The organism is Comamonas sp. GB3 AK4-5, assembly GCF_041320665.1.
Taxonomy (GTDB): domain Bacteria; phylum Pseudomonadota; class Gammaproteobacteria; order Burkholderiales; family Burkholderiaceae_C; genus Comamonas.
This window is the reverse complement of sequence record NZ_CP166730.1, coordinates 4224952-4246569: the sequence shown is the minus strand read 5'-3', so window position 1 is coordinate 4246569 and position 21618 is coordinate 4224952. Positions and strand designations below refer to the sequence as shown.

The window sequence follows — 21618 nt, the reverse complement described above, 5'->3', positions numbered from 1 at the left end:
CGCAAAGCAAGCCCCAGGCCGCAGCGACGCAACCCTGTGCAGTGCTGGGTACACTGCGCAGCCTGTTTACCGGCCCGCTGTGTCCTCCCATGTCCTTGCATTTCTCACGCTGTCTGTTTCGTTTCTTGCGCCGTTTGCTGCTGGGGCTGGGGGCCGTGGTGGTGGTGTTTGTGGGCTGGCGCATTGCCGTGCTGGCTACGGCATCCGCCCCCCGGCATGCAGATATCGTGCAGCAGGTGCTCAGTTCCCAGGCCTTGCCTGCTTTCACACCCCAGCATCTGCAGCTGCTGCGCGCATTGCGCGTGTGGTGGCTGCCAGTGGAGTCCGGTGCGCCGGGCGTGGATCCGGCCCAGCCGTTGCGGGGTGAAGCGCCTGCGGTGCAGATGGTGCAGCAGCTGCTGGCGACCGAGGATGCAGCCCTGGCCACCCGGCGGTTGGTGGAGGTGGCGCGCTGGGTGCTGCCCTTTGTGGAGCGGGCCAGGCTGGCGCCGGGGCGCTATGCCGTGCCCGAGGACATGCAGGCGCTGCTGCCTGGTGTGTGCCAGGGCCAGTTCACGCTGCGTGCCGAGCATTTGACGCTGTTGCGCGCCGCCATGTGGAACGAGGTGGACGGTGACAGCCTGGGCGGCCTGCTGGCCGAGAGCACGGAAGAGGCACCGCTGTGGCCCATGCCTTATATCGACGGCAAGCGCCCCTATGGGGACCGCTCCTACTACACCATCGACATGGCCGAGCTGCTGGGTCGGCCCTTTGCGCTCGATGTGCAGGGTCGGGCCATCATTCCTGCAGACCGTGATGCGCAACTCACGCAGTTGCACGAGGAGACGCTGACGGCGCTGCAGGTGCTGCTGTTGTATGGTGAGCTGGACAGCTAAGACCGACTCACAAAACCCTTGATACGTCGTTGTTCAGCCTTGTCGTACCCTGGTACTGCCTGCGGCTCCACGCCTCGTCTCCAGCGAAATTCTGCGATTTTCTGAGTTTGTGAGCCGCTCTAAGCGCTGTGCTTACGGCAGCGGCGTGGCGGCCATGCGGCGCTGGATGGCGTTGCTGCGCTGGTTCAGATAGGCCGAGCGCGGATTGGCCTCGAAGTGGCGCGGGTTGGGCAGCATCACGGCCAGGCGCGCGGCTTCGGCCGCAGTGAGGCGGGCCGCGCTTTTGCCAAAGTAATGCTGGGCTGCGGCCTCGGCGCCAAAGATGCCGTTGCCCCATTCCACATTGTTGAGGTAAATCTCCAGAATGCGGCGCTTGGAAAGCAGCAGCTCCAGCAATTGGGCCAGCACCAGCTCCTGGCCTTTGCGCAGCATATTGCGCTCGCCCGAGAGCAGCAGGTTTTTGGCCAGCTGCTGGGTGATGGTGGAGCCGCCAAACACCCGGGCCGGACGTGTGGACTGTTTGCGGGCTGCGCGCAGCTCTTCCTTGGCGTTGCGCTCCATGGCGCGCTCAATGGCATCCCAGCGCACGCCGCCATGCTCCACGAACTGATCGTCTTCCGAGGTCAGCACCGCACGCTTGAGGTGGTCGGAAATCTGGTCGTAATCCACCCAATGCTGCTGCCAGGGGCGCTCGGCACCGTCTTTCCACTGCTGCCACATCTCGGAGCGCTGAAAGCTGGTGGACTCCGGTGCCACCACGGTCATCAGCGCAATGCGCAGCACAAAGAACAGCTGCAGGCCCAGGGCGGCCAGCAGCACCAGTCCTACCCATCGCCAGAGTGCTTGCATATAGGGGCCTCCGTGCTGTCGCCTTGGTGCGTGGCTTATGCGGCCAGCAGGGCGCGCAACTCTGTCAGCACCTGGGCCGAAGGTGGGCGCACGCCACGCCACAGGGCAAAGGCTTCGGCGGCTTGTTCTACCAGCATGCCCAGGCCATCGCGGCCGGTGGCGCCATGCTGGGCGGCCCAGTCCAGAAAGGGCTGAGCGGCCGGGCCGTACATCATGTCGTAGGCCAGAGATCCTGCGCGCAGCACGCTGGCCGGCGCAGGCACGCCCGCGCCTTGCAAGCTGGCGGCTGTGCCGTTGATGATTACATCGAAACTGCCTTGCAGCGCTTGCGGTGATTGCGCCAGCAGCTCCACTTTGTGTAGCGCAGCCAGGTCTGCATGCTGGGCCACCAGGGCCTCGGCCTTGGCGACCGTGCGGTTGCAGACCACGATGCGGCGCGGCGCCTGCTCCAACAGCGGGCCCAGCACGCCGGCGGCCGCACCACCGGCGCCCAGCAGCAACATATCGCGCCTTGCCAGCGTCACACCCGCATTGCGCGTGATGTCGGCCACCAGGCCCAGGCCGTCGGTGTTGTCGGCGTACAGGCTGCCATCGGCCTGCCAGACCAAGGTATTGGCCGCACCCGCCAGTGCCACGCGCGGGCTGCGCTGCGTGGCGGCCCGGGCAGCCTCTAGCTTGAAGGGCACGGTGATGTTGCAGCCCTTGCCACCGGCAGCGGCAAAGTCGGCCAGGGCCTGGCCAAAGCCATCCAGCGCCACCAGGCAGCGCTCGTAATGCAGGGCCTGGCCGGTCAACGCGGCAAAGCGGGCATGGATCCAGGGCGAGCGGCTGTGGGCCACGGGGTTGCCCATCACGCAGTAGGAGTCAACAGCAGAGGTCATGTCAGAAAGTTTGCAAAGACGGTGACGGGCTGCCCCTCACCCCCGCCCTCTCCCCAAAGGGGCGAGGGAGTAAGACCAGGGGCCAAGCCCCCATCCCCCATCCCAACCTTCCCCCGGCGGGGGAAGGAGCAATACCCAAGGTGCGGCGCAAGAATGCCCTCGTCGCATGCCCAACCCCTTTCGCCAGGGCTGCCACGCAAGAGCCGCGAAGGCCTCCCCTCACCCCAGCCCTCCCCCACAAGGGGCGAGCAGGGCGGGGCGTACAAAACCGGCGCGCTCCAAGGTCAGAGACACCGCGCAAGGGCCGCCCCGCCGCGCTGGTGTCGTCCCCCTCCGGCGAAGCCAGAGAGGGGGAAGGCGCGTAGCGCCTCAGGGGGCGCTTTATTTCACCGCACATCCGTCTGCAAGGTCTGGTCGCGGGTGAACTTGAAGCGCGAGACCACGGCAATCTGGTCGGCCTTGGCACGCATGGCCGGACCAAAATGGCCATAGGGGCCGGCGGCGCGGGCAATGGCCTCGGCGCGGGTGTCGAGCAGGCGGTTGCCCGAGCCCTGCACCACCTCGGTGGCCAGGACCTTGCCGTCATGGTTCACCGTCAAAATCATCACCAGCTCGCCGTAGAGTTTTTTGCCACCCTGCTCGGGGAAGTTCTCCGTGCCCTTGTCTTCCACCTTGCGGCGCAGCGCGTCGTAGTACACGGCGTACACCGCTTCGCGTGTGGCGGGGCTGATGTAGCGCTTTTTGGGGCGGGCGTTTTCTTCGTTGATGCGCTTTTCGATCTCGGCCAGCAGCTTCACCAGTTGCTGGCGGCGCTCCTCCTCCTGGGCCTGCTGCGGGCTGGATGCAGCCTGGCTGGGGGCTGATTGCGGCAGCGAAGCCAGCTGTTTGCGCAGCTGGGTCAGCAGCACGGCCTGCTGGGTCTGCATGGCGTCGATCTGGCGCTGGCGGTTTTCAAAATCATCGCCCACGGCCGTCAGCGCCGAATAGGGCATGGGGCTGGTGGCCCGGCCCTGGGCCGCGTCGCCGCCACCGACCAATGTGGCCTGGGCAATGGCCTGGGCTTTTTCCAGCGGCTCCTGCTGCGCAGCTGTCTGGGCGTTGACCAGAATCACTTCCAGCGGCGTGTCCTGGAACACGCGGTTGAAATGCTGGGGCGCGGCAAAGCGCAGGCCCAGCAGTGCAAGGTGCACGGCAATCGACACCCCCAGCGCGATGGTCAGGGGGGAGGTGGAGCGGGAGGAGCTGGGCAGCCGGGTCACGGAGCGGGATTATCCGCGCTGGCGCCTTCGCTGTCGTTCATGTCCACCGCAATGGCGATGGGGCCGGCCACGTTGTCGTCTTCATCCGACACTTCGTCCACCGGCGCGTCGTCGCTGCTGTCATCCGGGTTGTCCAGGCGCTCCAGCACGGTGCCGTGGATGTCCAGGGTGATCTCGTCAATCTCGCCGAGCTTGACGCGCACGCGCGCACCGCGCGGCAGGTTTTGTGCGCCCAGCACCGAGATCACCAGGGGCAGGGTGTCGGCACGGGCCAGCATGCCACCGGGGCCGTTGTCCTTGATGACGGCGCAGTCCAGCTCGGTGATGGCGTTTTGCTCCAGGTATTTGAGCGTCCAGAAACGCTCCATGCCGGCCTGGTAGCCGTTGTAGGCGCTGTAGGCACCGTCAAAGCTGCTGATGATGCCGAACAGCTCGGCATCCTTGGGCTTGAAGGGCGCGACCAGCGCGGCCGTGGCGCCGTGGCGGGCGCAGGCAATGATTTGCCACTGGTTGACCAGGTCCACATAGCGGCGCAGCGGTGAGGTGGCCCAGGAGTAGCTCTTCACGCCGATACCGGCGTGGGGCAGGGCCTTGGTGGACATGCGCACCTTGACGCCCGGCGCCAGGCTGGCCTGGCTGCGGTAGATGCCGGGCACGCCGCAGTCGGCCAGCAACTGGCCCCAGCTGCTGTTGGCCACGATGGCGGCCTCGGCCACGATCAGGTCCAGCGCCGCACCGCGCTTGCGCACGGTGATGCTGACCTTTTCGCTGCCATTGGGCACATCGTCGCCATTGCCTTCCAGGCGGAAGCTGTAGTCGGGGCGGGAGAAGTTCTCGGGCTTGCCGCGCACCACTTCGCGCTGGGCCTTGAGGTGCTTGGCCAGTTTGTGCAAAAAGGTGAGCTGCTCACGCACATCCAGCAAGCTCTGGGGGGTGTTCTCGACCTGAATGCTGCTGTCGCTCAGCCAGTCTTCGGTGACGATGTGGTCCAGCTTGTCGTGGCGGAAGTTGGTCACCACCGGCACGCGCTCCAGTTTGGTTTCCTTGGCGAGCACTTCGAACGTGGCCTCGTCATAGGTCACATACAGCGATACGGCCGGGTTGGCGCGGCCCTCGTCCAGGGTGTAGATCTGCACCACCTCATCGGGCAGCATGGTGATCTTGTAGCCCGGCATATAGACGGTGGACAGACGATGGCGGCCCAGCTTGTCCAGCTCGGAGCCGGGCTGAATCGCCAGGCCGGGCGCGGCAATGTGGATGCCCAGCGTGACCTTGCCGCTGCCCAGGCCCTGCACGGACAGGGCATCGTCGATCTCGGTGGTCATGGAGTCGTCGATGGAATAGGCCTGCACCTCGGCCAGTGGCAGGTCTTGCGGCGGCTGGGGGGCCGTCAGCTGCGGGAAGCCCGTGCCCTTGGGGAAGTTGTCGAACAGAAAGCGCTGCCAGTGGAACTGGTAGGCCGAGTCGATGGCGCCGGAGGCCTGCAGCAGGTCCAGTGGCGCTTTCTGCGCGCTGCGGCTGGCTTCGACCACGGCCTTGTATTCGGGGGCGTTCTTGTCGGGGCGGAACAGAATCTTGTAGAGCTGTTCGCGTATGGGCTGGGGGCAGCTGCCGCCGGCCAGCTCCTGGGCCCAGCCATCGATCTGGGCCTGGATCTGCTTTTTCTTCTCGATGGCGGCCAGGGCCTGCTGCAGGATTTCGGCCGGCGCCTTCTTGAAGCGGCCCTTGCCGGCGCGGCGGAAGTAGTGCGGTGCGCCATACAGTGCAAACAGCATGCCGGCCTGCTGGGCCAGCGGCGCGCTCTCGGAGAAATAGTCGCGCGCAATGTCGGCAAAGCCGAACTCTTCCTCGGGGGCGAACTCCCAGGCCAGGTCCAGCTCCACGTCGGCGGCAATGGATTCGGCCTCGGCCATCAGCGCTGCGGGCTCGGGCTTGTCGAACTTCAGCAAGATGGCAGCAGCCTTGACCTTGACCCGTTTGCCGGTGCCAAGTTCGATTTGGGAAGAGGCGTCGGCCTCGGACAGGATACGGCCAGCCAGGAATTTGCCGGCGTCTTCAAACAATGCGTGCATGGGCGGCATTTTCCCATGCCGCCCTTGTCCTTGGACAGCGGCCGGGGCTGGCGCGGCTCAGGCCAGGTGCAAAAAGTTGCAAATCTCGGGGATATGGGCCTCAAAGCCGCTCAGGGCATGGTCGCTGCCTTCAATGAGAATGTGCTCGGCCAGGGGGTAGCGGGCCAGCATCTCGCGCCAGTCCAGCAGCTCATCGCCCTTGGCAAACAGACCCAGTTCCGGCCCGGCTGGAGCCTTGCTATGCAGGCTTAGGGCCTGCAGCTGGGCAATGTATTCGGGCTTGAAGAAAAAGCGGGTTTCGGGATCGTGCCAGCTGCTGTGCTCGCCGATGTAGCGCTCCAGATCGCGGTCGGGGTAGGAGGCAGGATTGAGCAGCACGCTGGGGCAGCCCTTGAGATGGGCCACCCAACTGGCGTAGAACCCGCCCAGCGAGGAGCCGATCACCGCCATGTGTGCGGCTGGCCAGTCGCGCAAGCCTTCGGCCACCATGTCCATGGCGTCCTGGGGCGAGGGGGGCAGCTGCGGGCACCACCATTGCACATCGGGGTGCTGGTCTCTCACATAGGTGGCCATGGCCTGGGCCTTGGCCGATTGCGGAGAGGAGCGAAAGCCGTGCAGATACAGCAAATGGGTGGTGGTGGCCATGGGCCCATGGTAGCGCCTGGCCGGCCTGTACCTGGATGGAGGCCTCTGTGACCCTGTGGGGCTGCGGGGCAGCGAGCGGCCCGCGATAATGTAGGGCTATGTCCGCCGAAATCGACAAACCGTCCCTGCTGCAGCGCTTTGTGCCGCTGTTTCGCAACTTCGACTATGTCTTGCTGTTGCTCATAGGGGTGCTGGCCAGCGTGGGTCTGCTGGCCATGTACTCGGCGGGCTACGACCATGGATCGCGCTTTGCCGACCATGGTCGCAACATGCTGCTGGCAGCGGGCATTTTGTTCCTGGTCTCCCAGGTGCCGCCGCAGCGCTTGATGCTGCTGGCCGTGCCGCTTTACACCTTGGGCGTGGCGTTGCTGGTGGCGGTGCTGCTTTTTGGCATCACCAAAAAGGGGGCGCAGCGCTGGGTGAACCTGGGGGTGGTGGTCCAGCCTTCGGAGCTGCTGAAAATTGCCACGCCGCTGATGCTGGCCTGGTGGTTTCAGAAGCGCGAGGGCCAGCGCCGGACCTCGGACTTCGTCATCGCCTTCATCTTGCTGCTGCTGCCGGTGGGCCTGATCATGAAGCAGCCTGACCTGGGAACGGCCTTGCTGGTGATGGCGGCCGGCCTGTCGGTGATCTTTTTTGCCGGCCTGCCCTGGAAGCTGATCGTGCCGCCGGTGCTGCTGGGTGTGGTGGGCGTGGCCCTGATCATCTGGAACGAACCCACGCTGTGCGCCGATGGCGTGAGCTGGTATTTTTTGCACGACTACCAGCGCACCCGGGTCTGCACCTTGCTGGACCCCACGCGCGATCCGTTGGGCAAGGGCTTTCACATCATCCAGGGCATGATTGCCATCGGCTCGGGCGGCATCTGGGGCAAGGGCTTTATGGCCGGCACCCAGACCCATCTGGAATTCATTCCCGAGCGCACCACCGACTTCATTTTTGCGGCGTACTCCGAGGAGTTCGGCCTGCTGGGCAATCTGGTGCTGATCACCGGCTTTTTGCTGCTGGTCTGGCGTGGCCTGGCGATTGCCATGCATGCCAACACCTTGTTTACACGCCTGATGGCTGCCGCCGTGGCCATGATTTTCTTTACCTATGCCTTTGTGAACATGGGCATGGTCAGCGGCATCTTGCCGGTGGTGGGCGTGCCCCTGCCATTCGTGAGCTATGGCGGCACGGCCATGGTGACGCTGGGGCTGGCGCTGGGCGTGCTGATGGCGGTGGCACGCACCCACCGCGGTGCGCCCAAGGACAGCATGCAAAGACTGTAGTCAGCGGCCCGCAGCATGGCGGGGACATGGGCGCATGCCTACAATCTATGAATGATCTCCCGCGAACCGACCATTGAGCGCCTGGCCACGGCCCGGCAACTGCTGCTTGAACCCTTTGGCTTGGATGAGCGCCACCTGGCCCAGGCCCTGGCCGAGATCCGGGCCCACCAGGTTGACGATGCCGACCTGTACTTCCAGTACACCCGTGCCGAAGGCTGGAGCCTGGAAGAGGGCATCGTCAAGACCGGCTCCTTCTCCATCGACCAGGGCGTGGGTGTGCGCGCAGTCAGCGGCGAGAAGACGGCTTTCGCCTATTCCGACGATATTTCGCAGGCTTCGCTGCTGGATGCGGCCCGCACCGTGCGCGCCATCTCCTCGGCCCGGGAAGGCCGCAAGGTGCGCATTCCCAAGGCCAAGATTGCGCCCAGCCGCAGCCTCTACCCCGAACTGGACCCCATTGCCTCCATGGACAGCACGGCCAAGGTCGAGCTGCTGGGCAAGGTGGAAAAGCTGGCCCGTGCCAAGGACCCGCGCGTGGTGCAGGTCATGGCCGGCCTGGCCAGTGAATACGACGTGGTCATGGTGGCCAGGGCCGACGGCACGCTGGCCGCCGATGTGCGCCCCCTGGTGCGCCTGTCGGTGACGGTGATTGCCGAGCAAAAAGGCCGCCGCGAGGTGGGCTCGTCCGGCGGCGGTGGCCGTTTTGGCCTGGCCTATTTCAGCGACGAGCAGATAGCCCAGTATGTGGACGAGGCCGTGGACCAGGCTCTGGTCAACCTCGAATCGCGTCCGGCCCCTGCCGGCATGATGACCGTGGTGCTGGGCTCGGGCTGGCCCGGCGTGCTGCTGCACGAGGCCGTGGGCCATGGCCTGGAAGGCGACTTCAACCGCAAGGGCTCCAGCGCCTTCAGCGGCCGCATCGGCCAGCGCGTGGCCGCCAAGGGCGTCACCATTTTGGACGACGGCACCTTGGCCGACCGCCGTGGCTCGCTGAATGTGGACGACGAGGGCTGCCCCTCCCAGGCCAATGTGCTGATCGAGGACGGCATCCTGAAGGGCTATATGCAAGACGCCCTGAATGCCCGCCTGATGGGCGTCAAGCCAACAGGCAACGGCCGCCGTGAAAGCTATGCCCACTTGCCCATGCCGCGCATGACCAACACCTATATGTTGGGCGGCGACAAGGATCCGCAGGAAATCGTCGCCTCCATCAAAAAAGGCCTGTACGCCACCAACTTCGGCGGCGGTCAGGTGGACATCACCAGCGGCAAGTTTGTGTTCTCGGCCAGCCAGGCCTACTGGGTGGAAAACGGCAAGATCCAGTACCCCGTCAAGGGTGCCACGCTGGTGGGCAACGGCCCGGAATGCATGAAAAAGGTCAGCCTGATCGGCAACGACATGCGCCTGGACAGTGGCGTGGGCACCTGCGGCAAGGAAGGCCAGAGCGTGCCCGTGGGCGTGGGCCAGCCCACCATGCGCATCGACGGACTCACGGTGGGTGGAACCGCTTAATTTCTAAAAATACGCAGGATTACTGTGTGAAAAAGTAAAATCACCGCTGTATCTGAATATGGCGGTGCTTTTTTGTGTCTTATTTGGAGTTTTATTGCTTTGGTGTGCGGCGCTGGTGTTGCGCTGCCGCATAAGCAGTGCTACATTCGTTCGCTATGCAAGTACGCAGCGCTTTCTATTTTTACTTTTGGCTCTCGGTCCCAGGCGGATGAGAGGCCAGCGCTCGCACACACGAACACACCCTCCCAAAAAAACCGCCGAAGCTGAAAAGCCCGGCGGTTTTTTTTTACCCATCACTCCCCCAAAACACCCCACTAGGAACGAGGCAGATATGAACGCTCACCACACCTCCTCTGGCGATGCTTGGTATCGCAGCTCTGTGCAAGAAAAGACTGGCCAGACTGACGATGAACGCATTGAGGAAATTACCGTGTTGCCCCCACCAGAGCATTTGATCCGCTTCTTCCCCATCCAAGGCACGCCTGTGGAAGGGTTGGTGAGCAATACCCGCCAAAGCATTCAGCGCATCATGCGCAACGAGGATGACCGCCTGCTGGTCATCGTCGGCCCCTGCTCCATCCATGACCCGGCCGCTGCGCTGGACTATGCCCGCCGCCTGGCCAAGGTGCGCGAGCAGTTCCAAGGCAGCCTGGAAGTGGTGATGCGTGTGTACTTCGAAAAGCCCCGCACCACCGTGGGCTGGAAGGGCCTGATCAACGACCCCTACCTGGACGGCAGCTACCGCATCGACGAAGGCCTGCGCATGGCGCGCCAGCTGCTGATCGACATCAACCGCCTGGGCGTGCCGGCGGGCAGCGAGTTCCTGGACGTGATCTCGCCCCAGTACATCGGTGATCTCATCAGCTGGGGCGCGATTGGTGCCCGCACGACGGAGAGCCAGGTGCACCGCGAGCTGGCCTCGGGCATCTCGGCGCCCATTGGTTTCAAGAACGGCACGGACGGCAATATCCGCATTGCCACCGACGCCATCCAGTCCGCCAGCCGTGGCCACCATTTTCTGTCGGTGCACAAAAACGGCCAGGTGGCCATCGTCAACACCTCGGGCAACCCGGACTGCCACGTCATTTTGCGTGGCGGCAAGACGCCCAACTACGACGCTGCCCATGTGGCTGCGGCCTGCATCGATCTGGAAAAAGCCGGCCTGCCCGCCACGCTGATGGTGGACTGCAGCCACGCCAACAGTGCCAAGCAGCATGAGCGCCAGAAAGATGTGGCGGCCGATATCGCCGGCCAGATGCGTGACGGCTCCACACAGATCTTCGGTGTGATGCTGGAAAGCCATCTGGTGGCCGGTGCCCAGAAGTTCACCCCGGGCCAGGACGACGCCTGCAAGCTGGCCTACGGCCAGAGCATTACCGATGCCTGCATAGGTTGGGATGACACTGTGGCCACGCTGCAGGTGCTGGCCGATGCCGTGCAAGCCCGCCGCGCCCGCGCGGGTCAGGCCGGCAAGGCACTGGCTGCGGCCTGAATGTAGCGGGGGCGACTTTTGCTACCAAAACAAGAGCTTCACAAGCGCTCCTGTGGCTGATTTCCATCAGTGATTGCCCTGAAAACAAGGAGTTGCCAACACTGGCAGCTCCTTTTTTCATGGACACTGCGGGTCAGGGCCGAAACCTGCCCAGGGTGGGCCGGGGCAGGCAGGCCAAGCGTCAAGCGGAGCGCACAGGCGCCCGCGCCCGATTTCTGATCACGAAAGGCGAGACATGCAGCACGAAGTCATCATCAACCTGCCCGAAGGCGTGGAACTGCGCGTGGACCTGAGCCATGCCACCCCCATGGAACATGAAGCCGGCCGCCGCTGGCTGGACGAGCAATTCACCGCACTGGAGTGCGAGCCCCTGCGCCCCAGCGGCAAGGTGCTGCTTGCCGACAAGGTGCTGGTGGTGGCCCGCGCGGCTCAGCGCCTGCTACAGGAAGACAGCGCCTGGCGCGAAAGCTATGCCCGTGCCGCAGCTGCCGTGCTGGCGCGCCCCGTGATCCGCGTCGACGTGCCCGGTATGGCCGTGGCGTTCTGACGCAATCTATTTGCTGCTCTGTATGGGTGGGTCGTGTGGAGGCGCCCATACAGCGCTTGATGCTTTGTTGCTCGCCCTTGCCGTATAGGAATACTGTCTGCGGGCGAGGCGCCGCGCCGCGCCTCAAGCGCTGTCTGGGCGTTGTGGTGGTGGACCCTGCGCCCGTTGCGCTGCGCGGGCCCGCTCCGGCCATCCATAGCACGCAGCCCGTGAAACTGGCGCAGCCCATGTCAGGGCACCGCGCAAGGGCCGCCCCGCCGCGCTGGTGCCGTCCCCCTCCCACGCGTAGCGTGAGAGAGGGGGAAGACGCGAAAGCGGCTCAGGGGGTGGCCATTTTTTTCAGCGCAGCGCCTGTCATGCGATAGCGAATCCACTCGCTTTGCGGCAGGGCGCCCAGGGTGTCGTAGAAGTCGATGGCCGGGGTGTTCCAGTCCAGCACGCTCCATTCGAAGCGGCCGCAGTCCTTGTCCACGGCAATCTTGGCCAGGTGCTGCAGCATGGCCTTGCCGGCCCCCACGCCACGGGCCTGGGGGGTGATGTAGAGGTCTTCCAGGTACAGGCCGTGCTGGCCCTGCCAGGTGGAGTAGTTGAAGAAGTAGACGGCAAAGCCTATGGGCGCGCCATCGAGTTCGCAGACCAGGCCGAACACCGCGGGCTGTGGTGCAAACAGGGTGCGCTGCAGATGCTCGGGCGTGGCCTGGGCCTCATGCTCGGCTTTTTCGTAGATGGCCAGCTCGCGGATGAAGTGCAGGATGGTGTCGGTGTCGCCCGGCGTGGCGGGGCGGATGTGCAGAGAGGACATTGGAGGCTATCAGTCAAAAATGGCCGCAACGCATACCGGGAGCGCTGCAGAAGCTAGGTAAATGGGAGTGGACGGTTGCCTGTTTATTCTGCGCGCAGCGGCAGTTCCCAGCCGGCAAAGCGGGTCATGCAGCGGCGCACGATGTGGAAGTGATCCTCGAAGAACTGGCCTTCCATATCGGCCAGGGCAGACTCCGGCACCCACTCGGCGCGCGCAGCGTCGTCGCCGCCGACCACTTCGGGCAAAGGCAAGTCCGGCCCCAGGTCCAGGGCATGCACATGGGTGATGGTGCGCCCGCGCAGGCTGCGGTCCGGGTGGTCAAAGACTTCGACGCCCTGCAGGCGTTCACGCAGCTGGGCCTCGCTCAGCGGGAACTGGGTTTCTTCCTGCAGCTCGCGCAGGCAGGACTGCCACAGCGTGTCGCGCGGCTCCACAAAGCCGCCGGGCAGGGCCCACAGGCCCTTGCCGGGACGGTGGCCGCGCTGCACCAGCAGCAGGTGGCCGGCGCAGCGCACAAAGCCGTCCACGGTGACAAACACCGGCGGATAGGGCGCGTGCGACCAGGCGGCCTGATAGCGGCGAATCATCTGCCACTCCTGCTGCATCTCGGCATATTCCGGCGTGCGTGCCCATTCCTGCAAAAAGCGCAGCACGGGCGGCGGCACCTGGGTGTCCAGCGCCGGCCACAGTGCAGACAGTTGCTCGGCCGGCGTGCCCAGATAGGCATCGCGCACCGGTGTGGCATCAAAGTCGCCCTGGCGCGGAAGGCTTGTCAGCTCCCAGCCGGGAAAGCGTGCCAGATAGGCACTGCTCACATCCTTGAAATGGCCCACCAGGGCCACGCGGGCACCCGCAGGTACCTGGGCCTGCACGGCCTGCTGCACGGCCGCCACCCAGCGCGGCTCGTCATAAAAATCGCGCAGCGGCACCAGGCGCAGCCGGGCCTGGTCGGCCGCAGACAGCGATTCGCGCAGCAGCGCGGCGCGCTCCTGCCAGGTAAAGGGGTTCTTGGGATTGCGCGCCTGCCAGGCGCTGCCAATCACCACCACCACCTGCTCGGCCAGGGCCAGGGCCTGCTGCACCAGGGCCAGATGGCCACGGTGCAGCGGCTGAAAGCGCCCGATCAGCACAGCGGTGTGGGGGGCAGTGGTGGTCTGTGCGGGTGGCATATACGGTCTCCTGGTGCAGCGCCCGTGGCCGATGGCGACGGAGCGTTTGTGCGATATCAGTGTTTTTGGGCTTGCAAGCAGTCTACACAAGCATAGGCTGCTGCGAATTTGGTAGAGAAGACGATGGGCCATGGGCGTGCTGCCATGCCGGGAAGCCCCTCACCCCGACCCTCTCCCCATAGGGGCGAGGGAGTCGTACCGGGGTCAAGCCCCCATCCCAACCTTCCCCCGGCGGGGGAAGGGGCAACACCCAAGGCATGGTGCAAACGACCCCTGTCGCATGGCTGGCTCCTTTCGCCAGGGCGCAGCGCATAAAACTGGCGCTGCCCATGCCAGGGCACCGCGCAAGGGCCGCCCCGCCGCGCTGGTGCCGTCCCCCTGGGGGGGAAGGCGCCGTAGGCGACTCAGGGGGGAGCGTCTCAATCCCATGCATAGCTCGCAGCGATGGGCATCTGCCGGCCGCTGCCAAAGGCGCGCGGGCGCAGGCGGATGACGGGGGGCGTCTGGTGGCGCTTGTACTCGCTGCCATGCAGCAGGCGGCGCACCTTGCTCACCATGGCACGGCCCTCAGGGGTGAGCTGCAGCATGTTCACCGTCTCCTGGGCGGCCTGGTATTCGGCATCGGACAGGCGCTCGCCCTCGATCAGCAGCTTGAGCATGGCATCCAGCAGCGGGTAGGGCGGCAGGCTGTCCTGGTCGGTCTGGCCCGGGGCCAGCTCGGCCGAAGGTGGTTTGTCAATGATGGTCTGGGGAATCAGCTCGCGTCCGTTGGCCTGGTTGAGGTGGCGGCACAGCTCGAAGACCTCGGTCTTGTACAGATCGCCCAGCAGGCCCAGGCCGCCATTGGTGTCGCCATACAGCGTGCAGTAGCCCACCGACAGCTCGGACTTGTTGCCCGTGGTCAGCAGCAAATGGCCGTAGCTGTTGGAGTACTCCATCAGCACCGTGCCGCGCACGCGGGCCTGCAGGTTTTCCAGCGCCAGGCCTGAAAGGGGCTGGCCAAAGCTGGCCTGGAACTGCTGGACATAGGCATCCACCTGGGCCGCAATGGGGTGCTGGATCAGTGCAACTCCCAGCTGCTGGCACAGGGCGATGGAGTCATCCACCGAGCCGCTGCTGGAAATGCGCGAAGGCATGGTGATGGCGGTGACGTTGTCCGGGCCCAGGGCCTCGGCGGCCAGGGCCAGGGTCAGGGCGCTGTCTATGCCGCCGCTGCAGCCCACCACGGCGCGGGTGAAACCGCAGCGCCGGGCGTAGTCGCGCAGGCCCAGCTGGATTTGCGCGCGGTAGAACGCCATGGTGGACAGGCCTTGCGCTGCCACCGGCTCGGGCTCGCTGCCGTCGCCCTGGGCAAAGCAGCCGCGTGCCAGCTGCAGGGTGACGACCTGTTCGCTAAAGCGCTCGGCCTCGAACACCACGCCGGCCATGGGCTCCACGGCGAAGGAGGCGCCGTCGAACACGACCTGGTCCTGACCACCCACCTGGTTCACATACACAATGGGCAGGCCATGGCGACGGGCCGCAGCGCTGAAGACCTGGTGGCGCTGCTCGCGCCTGCCGATGTTGGAGGGGCTGGCATTGATGCTGACCACCACATCGGGTGCAGCGTCGGCCATGCGCTCGAAGGGGTTGACGGCATAGTCGGTGCCGCTGTCGTTCCAGCCGTCCTCGCAGATCAGAAAACCCACCTGGGCATCGCCTATGCGCAGCACCTTGGCCACGTCGCGGCCGGGCTCGAAATGGCGGCGCTCGTCAAAGATGTTGTAGGTGGGCAGCAGCTGCTTGTCGTACTGCAGCCGTACTTGGCCGTTCTGCAGCACCAGCAGACTGTTGTGCAAGCGCTTGCCCGGCCCTTGTGCGGCGGTGGGCGCACCCACCACCCAGTACAGCGAGGGCCATTGGCGGGTGGTCGCCAGCAGCTCCTGCAGGCCGCGCTCGCAGCGCTGCAAGAAAGCGGGCTCGTCCAGCATGTCCTCGGGGTAGTAGCCGCACAGCGAGAGCTCGGAAAACACCACCAGGTTGGCCTGAGCCTCATGGGCCTGGCGCGCGGCGGCCTCCATCTTGGCAGTATTGCCGGCAATGTCGCCCACCGTCATATTCAGTTGGGCCAGGGTGATGCGCAGCATAAAAGCCTCCTCAAAAGTGCAGTGTGTAGAGCCGCATAAAACTGAGCGCGGCTCAATGTCAGGGACAGCGAGCAAGGGCCGCCCCGCAGCGAGGCTGTCGTCCCCCTGCCCGCGAGCGCAGCTCGCGAAGAGCGGGGGGAAGGCGCGCAGCGACTCAGGGGGGTGTTCAAGCTTCTATATGAAACACCTGGCGCAGGTAAGCCAAGTAAGTCTCGTCCTCGCACAAGGTCTTGCCGGGGGTATCCGAAATCTTGGCCACCGGCTGGCCGTTGGCGTGGGTGAGCTTCATCACAATGTTCAACGGCGTCAGGCTCAGGTCGTTGGTGAGATTGGTGCCAATGCCAAAGCCCAGCTGGATATGCGGGCCAAAGTGGCGCCACAGGGCCAGGGCGCGTTCCAGGTCCAGGCCGTCGGAGAACACCAGGCGCTTGCTGTGGGTGTTGATGCGCAGCTGGCGGTAATGCGCCAGGGCTTTTTCGCCCCATTCAAAGGGGTCGCCCGAGTCATGGCGCAGGCCATCAAACAGCTTGGCAAAGTACAGGTCAAAGTCGGCCAGAAAGGCGTTCATGCCCACGGTGTCGGTGAGCGCAATGCCCAGGTCGCCGCGGTATTCCTGCACCCAGTCTTCCAGCGCGGCCTTTTGAAAATCGCGCAGGCGCACGCCCTGGGACTGGTAGCTCTGCATGTACTCATGGGCCATGGTGCCAATGGGGGAGATGTCCAGGTCACGCGCCAGCAGCACGCTGGAGGTGCCCTTGAACCACTGCGGCACCTCACGTGCCAGCGTGGTCACCACCTCGCGCTGCCAGGGACCGGAAAAGCGCCTGCGCAGGCCGAAGTCCGAGACCTCGAAGGGGTGGGCCAGCGTGGGGCCACTCTTGATGGCACGCAGCTGCGCGATCTTGGCCTGCAGGCGCTTTCGGCCTTCATCCAGCGTGCCGGGTTGCTGCAGGCGGCGGAAGTACAGCTCGTTGACGATGCAGAGGACGGGAATCTCAAAGCCCATCACATGCACCTGGGGGCCGTCGGCTTCGATGGACAGGCTGCCGTCGGCCTGGCCCTTGACGGTGATGAAGTCGCGCTGGTACTGGAACAGGCGCAGAAAGTCGATGAAGTCGCTCTTGATATAGCGCAGGCTGGCCACGTAATCGAGCTCATCCTTGGTAAAGCGCAGGCTGCACAACTGGTCGATCTCGGCCTGTACCTCGGCCGCCAGCTCGGCCAGTGGAAAGGCCGTGGCGTTGCGGCAGGCAAAGCGGTAGTGGGCGGCGGTCTGCGGGTTGCGGTGCAGCATGGCCTGCCACATGGTGAACTTGTAGAGGTCTGTGTCGAGCAGGCTGGTGATGATGGGGGCCATATACCGATGTCTCTATGAAAAAAGGAGCTGCTGGTGCAGATGCAGATTGCGTTTGTGGCTTGTTGCTTATAAATCGAAGTGCGTGCTGCTGGTGCAGCGTACACCCAGGTTTGCCATCTGCTGCAGGAAAGCCGCATGGGCTGCCTCGAAGCCGCTCACCGGGCTCATGCAGTCGGTGAGCAGCACCAGTCGATCGGGCGCCATGCCGCTGTGCTGCACGATGTGCTCGGTGGTGGCACGCACGCAGTGGCTGCTGGCCTCGCCGGCAATCACCAACTGTTCACAGTCCGCCAATCGGGTGAGCAAGGCTTGGTTCAGCCCGGTCTCTGGGTCTTGCGGGTCGGGCACTTCGGCGCGGATGGCGCTGTAGTGCTCGGTCCAGGGGTTCATGCCCTTGAACACATGGTGGACGGCGCGGTGCTGCGTGGCCTGCCAGCGGCGGCAGGCGGCCAGCACATCGGCATGCACGCCATGGCCCCAGCTGCCGATCTCGCAGTGCAGCGGCCAGACCATCAGCTGGTAGCGGCCTTCGGCCTCCAGCGTATCCAGATACTGCAGCACACGGGCCAGGGCGCTGGCGTCGCGCGGGGCGAAGTCGCCGTTGCGTACCTGGGCTGCGGCAATCGTGGTGAAGGGCGCCACGGCGCTGCCATCGCGCTGCTGCCAGAAGGCCGGGTGGGCCAGGTCATAGGCCTGGTGGGAGTCCAGCGTGAGGGTGATGCCCTCCAGCTTGCTGCCATGGCGCTGAATCCAGGCCGCCAGGCGCTGCATATCGGCATGGGCACCGGTGACGGGCAGGGCGGGGCCGCTGGAATCGGCCTGGCCAGGAAGGGCGGCCGGCCACCAGGCGCGGGGCAAATCGCAGAAGTCGTTTTGCGGGTCGATGATCAGCAGCTGGGTGCGGTGTGCCATGTCATTCCTCCTGTGTTGGAGGGCAGTGTAGTCTAGTTAATTCAATATTGCAACTAAGTGGCTGACTCCCCCCTGAGCCGCTTTGCGGCTTCCCCCAGGGGACGACAGCCTTTGCTGCGGGGCGGCCCTTGCTGGCTGCCACTGGCTTGGGTTGCGCCAGTCTCATAGACTGTGCTGGATATGTATGGCATGGGGCAGCAATCAAGACAGATCCAGTAGCACAAGGAAATTCGCGAGATGTAGGCATACTGTGTGGCTGAGAAAGTTGACTTGGTAAAAAAATGAATCAAACTGATGGTGGCTTTCCTGCGGTGCTGGTCAGCGTGGACACGGTGGTGCTCACGCTGCGTGATGGTGCGTTGCAGCTGTTGCTGCTGCGCCGTGCCCAGCCGCCGTTTCAGGGCGTATGGGCCTTGCCAGGTGGCTATGTGCATGCCGATGAAGACGCCGATGCCAAGGCCAGTGCCCTGCGCGTGCTGAAAGACAAATTGGGCATCACCGGCGCCTATCTGGAGCAGCTGGCCACTTTCAGCGGCCCGGCGCGTGACCCGCGAGGCTGGTCGGTGGCCATTGCCTATTGCGCGCTACTGCCTTGGGAGCAGGTGCCGCAGTGCGCCGATGTGCAGCTGGTGCCGGTGGAGGCACTGGGCACGCTGCCTTTTGACCACCGCGCCATCGTCGACGCTGCGCTGCAGCGGGTGCGCAACAAAAGCCAGTACTCCTCGCTGCCGGTGCATTTGTGCGGGCCCAGCTTCACGCTGCCGCAGCTGCAGCAGGTGTATGAGCATTTGTTGGGTGAGCCGCTGAACAAGGTGAGCTTTCGCCGCAAGATGGACGAGATGGCGCTGCTGGAGGCCGTGCCGGGTGCCATGCAAAGTGGTGGCGCGCACAGGCCTGCCCAGCTTTACCGCGTGCGGGCTCCTTATCGGCAGGAGCTGGCCCTCAGCGTTCGCGGTTTGTAATTGCTTTTGGATGGGGTGAGTGCTTTATATGGGCCTTGTGGGGTGGGGTCAGCGCCTGCGGGGTTGCGCAGGCCCGCTCCCGCTGCAACTCCAGATTCTCTGGACGTAAAAAAAGCATGCCGAGGCATGCTTTTTCGTTAAAGCGCACAGCCTCAGCAGCAGCGCACCGGGCGACCAGCGCCGCCGCCGTAGCGGGCGTTGAGGCGTTCCTTGAAGAACTCCTCATAGCTCATATAGGGCTGGCCCGGGTGGGTTTGCTCCATATGGCGCACATAGGTGCCGTAGTCGGGCATGCCCACCATCATGCGGGCGGCCTGGCCGAGGTAGCTGCCGGCTTGCTGCAGTTTTTTGAGCATGGTGTGTCCTTTCTTGGGTGTCAAACACCCGAGCCCGAGGGCATGGGCTGGAACGGGGTTTCGCGGTCGCTGCGCTCGGTCTGTCTATGGGCTTGCCGGCCCACCTTGATGGCATAGCACAGCACGCTGAAGACCACCACCAGGAAGATGGCGGTCAGCGTGGCATTGGTGTAGGCATTGAAGGCAATGGCCTTCATCTGCTCCATGCTCTTGGCCGGTGCCAGGATTTGGCCGGAGGCGATGGCGTCGCTGTACTTCAGGCCCAGGCTGGTAAAGCCCACGGCCGGGTTGGGATCGAGCAGCTTGATCAGGCCGGCGGCCGTGGTGCACAGCAGCAGCCAGGTGGCAGGTAGCGCGGTGACCCAGGCGTAGCGGGCGCGCTTCATCTTGATCAGCACCACGGTGCCCAGCATCAGCGCAATGGCAGCCAGCATCTGGTTGGAGATGCCGAACAGCGGCCACAGCGTGTTCACGCCACCCAGCGGATCGACCACGCCCTGGTAGAGCAGCCAGCCCCACATGGCCACGCAGCCACCGGTGCCCACGGCATTGGCCACCCAGGAGTCGGTCTTCTTCAGCGCGGGGACGAAGTTGCCCAGCAGGTCCTGCAGCATGAAGCGGCCGGCACGGGTGCCAGCGTCCACGGCCGTGAGGATGAACAGCGCCTCAAACAAAATGGCGAAGTGGTACCAGAAGGCCATGGTGTTTTCGCCTGGCAGCACCTGGTGCAGGATGAAGGCAATGCCCACAGCCAGCGTGGGTGCGCCGCCTGCGCGGGCCAAAATGGTGTGCTCGCCCACGTCCTTGGCAACTTGGTTCAACTGGTCAGCTGTGATGTGAAAGCCCCAGCCGCTGACGGCCGTGGCCACGCTCTGGGCATCGCTGCCCACCAGAGCGGCTGGGCTGTTCATTGCAAAGTAAACACCGGGCTCGATCACGCAGGCGGCGACCATGGCCATGATGGCCACAAAAGATTCCATCAGCATGCCGCCGTAGCCGATGTAGCGGGCGTTGACCTCGTTGTCCAGCAGCTTGGGCGTGGTGCCGGACGAGATCAGGGCGTGAAAGCCCGAGACCGCGCCGCAGGCGATGGTGATGAACAGAAAGGGAAACATGCTGCCCTTCCACACCGGGCCTGTACCGTCGACAAACTGGGTCAGCGCCGGCATCTTGAACTGGGGGGCGACAAACAAAATGCCCAGGGCCAGACCGATGATGGTGCCGATTTTGAGGAAGGTGGACAGGTAGTCACGCGGTGCCAGCAGCAGCCACACGGGCAGCATGGAAGCCACGGCGCCGTAGCCGATCAGCATCCAGGTGATTTGCACACCGGTGAAGGTGAAGGCCGGGCCCCAGGCCGGGTCGGCCGCGACCTTGCCACCGGCCCAGATGGACAGCATCAGCAGCACCAGGCCGATGACGGAGATTTCTCCGATGCGGCCCGGGCGGATGTAGCGCATGTACACGCCCATGAACAGGGCGATGGGAATGGTGGCCATCACCGTGAACATGCCCCAGGGGCTTTCGGCCAGCGCCTTCACCACGATCAGGGCCAGCACCGCCAGGATGATGATCATGATCATGTAGGTGCCGAACAGGGCGATGGTGCCGGGCACCTGGCCCATTTCTTCGCGCACCAGCTCGCCCAGGGAGCGGCCGTTGCGGCGCGTGGAGATGAACAAGACCATGAAGTCCTGCACCGCCCCCGCCAGCACCACCCCGGCAATCAGCCACAGCGTGCCGGGCAGATAGCCCATTTGCGCTGCCAGCACCGGGCCCACCAACGGGCCGGCACCTGCAATGGCGGCAAAGTGGTGGCCGAACAGAATGTGCTTGTTGGTGGGCACATAGTCCAGACCGTCGTTGTTCAAAACGGCGGGAGTGGCACGGCGTGGATCCAGCCCCATCACCTTGTTGGCGATGAACAGGCTGTAGTAACGATAGGCCACCAGATAGAGGCTGACCGCTGCGGCGACCAACCAGATGGCATTGATGGCTTCCCCGCGCCGCAATGCGACGACGCCCAGGCAACCGGCGCCCACAATGGCCAGGACAATCCAGCCAACGTGGTTCAGCCAGCTCTTCCCTTGCTGCTGCATGATGAACCCTTTGATATATGAAGTTAATTGGGTGAGGTGGGTGCTTGCACCCAGAGCCGCAGTGTAGGGAGGCAGCAGGGCATTCATGCTGCGTTGTTGGGGATTTGCCAGGGGTTAACCCTTGGTTTTGCTGGCTTATGGAGGCAGGTCGTCAGTCAGAGGTCAGCTAGCTGCCGGGTCGGCGTTTTGCCATGAAAAAAGCCACCGGGCAGGGGCCGGGTGGCTTTGGGTAAGGTGTCTGAAGTGAATTGCTTCAGATCAGTTGCAGCAAGCAGTGATGCAGCTTTATCGGTTCTTTTGGTCTGCGTTCACATCGCAAGCGATATGAACTCCGCCCGTGTACGGAAACTGCGCTTTCGCGCAGCGGGCTTACAGCCCGGCAGCAGCGCATAGTACTGCTGCTTTATCCGTCTTTTGGTCTGCGTTCACATC

The 21618-nt window shown here is 64.5% G+C and carries 18 protein-coding genes; 6 read left to right on the top strand and 12 right to left on the bottom strand.

All coding sequences use genetic code 11. The annotated features are described in order from the left end of the window. Positions 1-89 precede the first annotated feature (89 nt). Positions 90-875 (top strand): hypothetical protein, encoded by a 786-nt coding sequence (locus tag ACA027_RS18985; RefSeq protein WP_370679746.1) that lies wholly within the window; start codon positions 90-92, stop codon positions 873-875. Between the two features lie 132 nt (positions 876-1007). Here ACA027_RS18985 and mtgA read toward each other — a convergent pair whose 3' ends face one another. The 5 genes from mtgA to ACA027_RS18960 all read right to left on the bottom strand — a co-directional run bounded on the left by mtgA (position 1008) and on the right by ACA027_RS18960 (position 6581). Continuing rightward, positions 1008-1724: a monofunctional biosynthetic peptidoglycan transglycosylase gene (gene mtgA / locus ACA027_RS18980; protein WP_370679745.1), complete on the bottom strand. Its 717-nt coding sequence runs from the start codon at positions 1722-1724 to the stop codon at positions 1008-1010. Positions 1725-1759: 35 nt separating this feature from the next. Continuing rightward, entirely contained in the window at positions 1760-2605 is an 846-nt protein-coding gene (aroE, locus tag ACA027_RS18975; RefSeq protein ID WP_370679744.1) for a shikimate dehydrogenase, read from the bottom strand. A 386-nt stretch (positions 2606-2991) separates the two neighbouring features. Then, positions 2992-3864 carry an energy transducer TonB gene (locus ACA027_RS18970; RefSeq protein WP_370679743.1) on the bottom strand — a complete coding sequence of 291 codons (873 nt, stop codon included), beginning with the start codon at positions 3862-3864 and terminating at the stop codon, positions 2992-2994. After that, the gene (locus ACA027_RS18965; RefSeq protein WP_370679742.1) at positions 3861-5936 is read right to left on the bottom strand and encodes a ribonuclease catalytic domain-containing protein; all 2076 of its coding nucleotides are present in this window, start codon (positions 5934-5936) and stop codon (positions 3861-3863) included. Before ACA027_RS18965 ends, ACA027_RS18970 begins: the two co-directional genes overlap by 4 nt. 57 nt (positions 5937-5993) lie before the next feature. Further along, positions 5994-6581: a YqiA/YcfP family alpha/beta fold hydrolase gene (locus ACA027_RS18960; protein ID WP_370679741.1), complete on the bottom strand. Its 588-nt coding sequence runs from the start codon at positions 6579-6581 to the stop codon at positions 5994-5996. 98 nt (positions 6582-6679) lie between these two features. On the opposite strand from ACA027_RS18960, the gene rodA reads away from it, so the two are divergent. The 4 genes from rodA to ACA027_RS18940 all read left to right on the top strand — a co-directional run bounded on the left by rodA (position 6680) and on the right by ACA027_RS18940 (position 11403). Beyond that, positions 6680-7852, top strand: a complete 1173-nt coding sequence (gene rodA / locus ACA027_RS18955) for a rod shape-determining protein RodA (RefSeq protein WP_370679740.1) — start codon at positions 6680-6682, stop codon at positions 7850-7852. A 51-nt stretch (positions 7853-7903) separates the two neighbouring features. After that, positions 7904-9364, top strand: coding sequence for a metalloprotease TldD (tldD, locus tag ACA027_RS18950; protein WP_370679739.1), 1461 nt, complete (start codon positions 7904-7906; stop codon positions 9362-9364). Positions 9365-9695: 331 nt separating this feature from the next. After that, positions 9696-10856, top strand: a complete 1161-nt coding sequence (locus tag ACA027_RS18945) for a 3-deoxy-7-phosphoheptulonate synthase (RefSeq protein WP_370679738.1) — start codon at positions 9696-9698, stop codon at positions 10854-10856. 235 nt (positions 10857-11091) lie between these two features. Next, entirely contained in the window at positions 11092-11403 is a 312-nt protein-coding gene (locus tag ACA027_RS18940; RefSeq protein ID WP_370679737.1) for a hypothetical protein, read from the top strand. 319 nt (positions 11404-11722) lie between these two features. Here the strand turns inward: ACA027_RS18940 and ACA027_RS18935 are convergent, their stop codons facing one another. From ACA027_RS18935 to ACA027_RS18915, 5 genes are all read right to left on the bottom strand, one after another. Further along, positions 11723-12205, bottom strand: coding sequence for an N-acetyltransferase family protein (locus tag ACA027_RS18935; RefSeq protein ID WP_370679736.1), 483 nt, complete (start codon positions 12203-12205; stop codon positions 11723-11725). An 83-nt stretch (positions 12206-12288) separates the two neighbouring features. Then, a complete protein-coding gene (locus tag ACA027_RS18930) occupies positions 12289-13374 on the bottom strand; it encodes a bifunctional nicotinamide-nucleotide adenylyltransferase/Nudix hydroxylase (RefSeq protein WP_370679735.1) in 1086 nt (361 codons plus the stop codon). A gap of 419 nt (positions 13375-13793) precedes the next feature. Continuing rightward, complete coding sequence (locus tag ACA027_RS18925; protein ID WP_370679734.1) at positions 13794-15500, bottom strand: NAD+ synthase; 1707 nt, start codon at positions 15498-15500, stop codon at positions 13794-13796. A gap of 166 nt (positions 15501-15666) precedes the next feature. Then, positions 15667-16857, bottom strand: a complete 1191-nt coding sequence (gene pncB / locus ACA027_RS18920) for a nicotinate phosphoribosyltransferase (protein WP_370679733.1) — start codon at positions 16855-16857, stop codon at positions 15667-15669. A gap of 66 nt (positions 16858-16923) precedes the next feature. Then, the gene (locus ACA027_RS18915; protein WP_370679732.1) at positions 16924-17769 is read right to left on the bottom strand and encodes a cysteine hydrolase; all 846 of its coding nucleotides are present in this window, start codon (positions 17767-17769) and stop codon (positions 16924-16926) included. A gap of 281 nt (positions 17770-18050) precedes the next feature. Here ACA027_RS18915 and ACA027_RS18910 point away from each other — a divergent pair, with 281 nt between their 5' ends. Continuing rightward, complete coding sequence (locus tag ACA027_RS18910; protein ID WP_370679731.1) at positions 18051-18731, top strand: NUDIX domain-containing protein; 681 nt, start codon at positions 18051-18053, stop codon at positions 18729-18731. Positions 18732-18883: 152 nt separating this feature from the next. On the opposite strand, the gene ACA027_RS18905 is transcribed toward ACA027_RS18910, so the two are convergent. Both ACA027_RS18905 and ACA027_RS18900 read right to left on the bottom strand, forming a co-directional pair. Beyond that, a complete protein-coding gene (locus ACA027_RS18905; RefSeq protein WP_287881915.1) occupies positions 18884-19087 on the bottom strand; it encodes a YbdD/YjiX family protein in 204 nt (67 codons plus the stop codon). A 20-nt stretch (positions 19088-19107) separates the two neighbouring features. After that, positions 19108-21186 carry a carbon starvation CstA family protein gene (locus tag ACA027_RS18900; protein WP_370679730.1) on the bottom strand — a complete coding sequence of 693 codons (2079 nt, stop codon included), beginning with the start codon at positions 21184-21186 and terminating at the stop codon, positions 19108-19110. Positions 21187-21618: the final 432 nt, after the last annotated feature.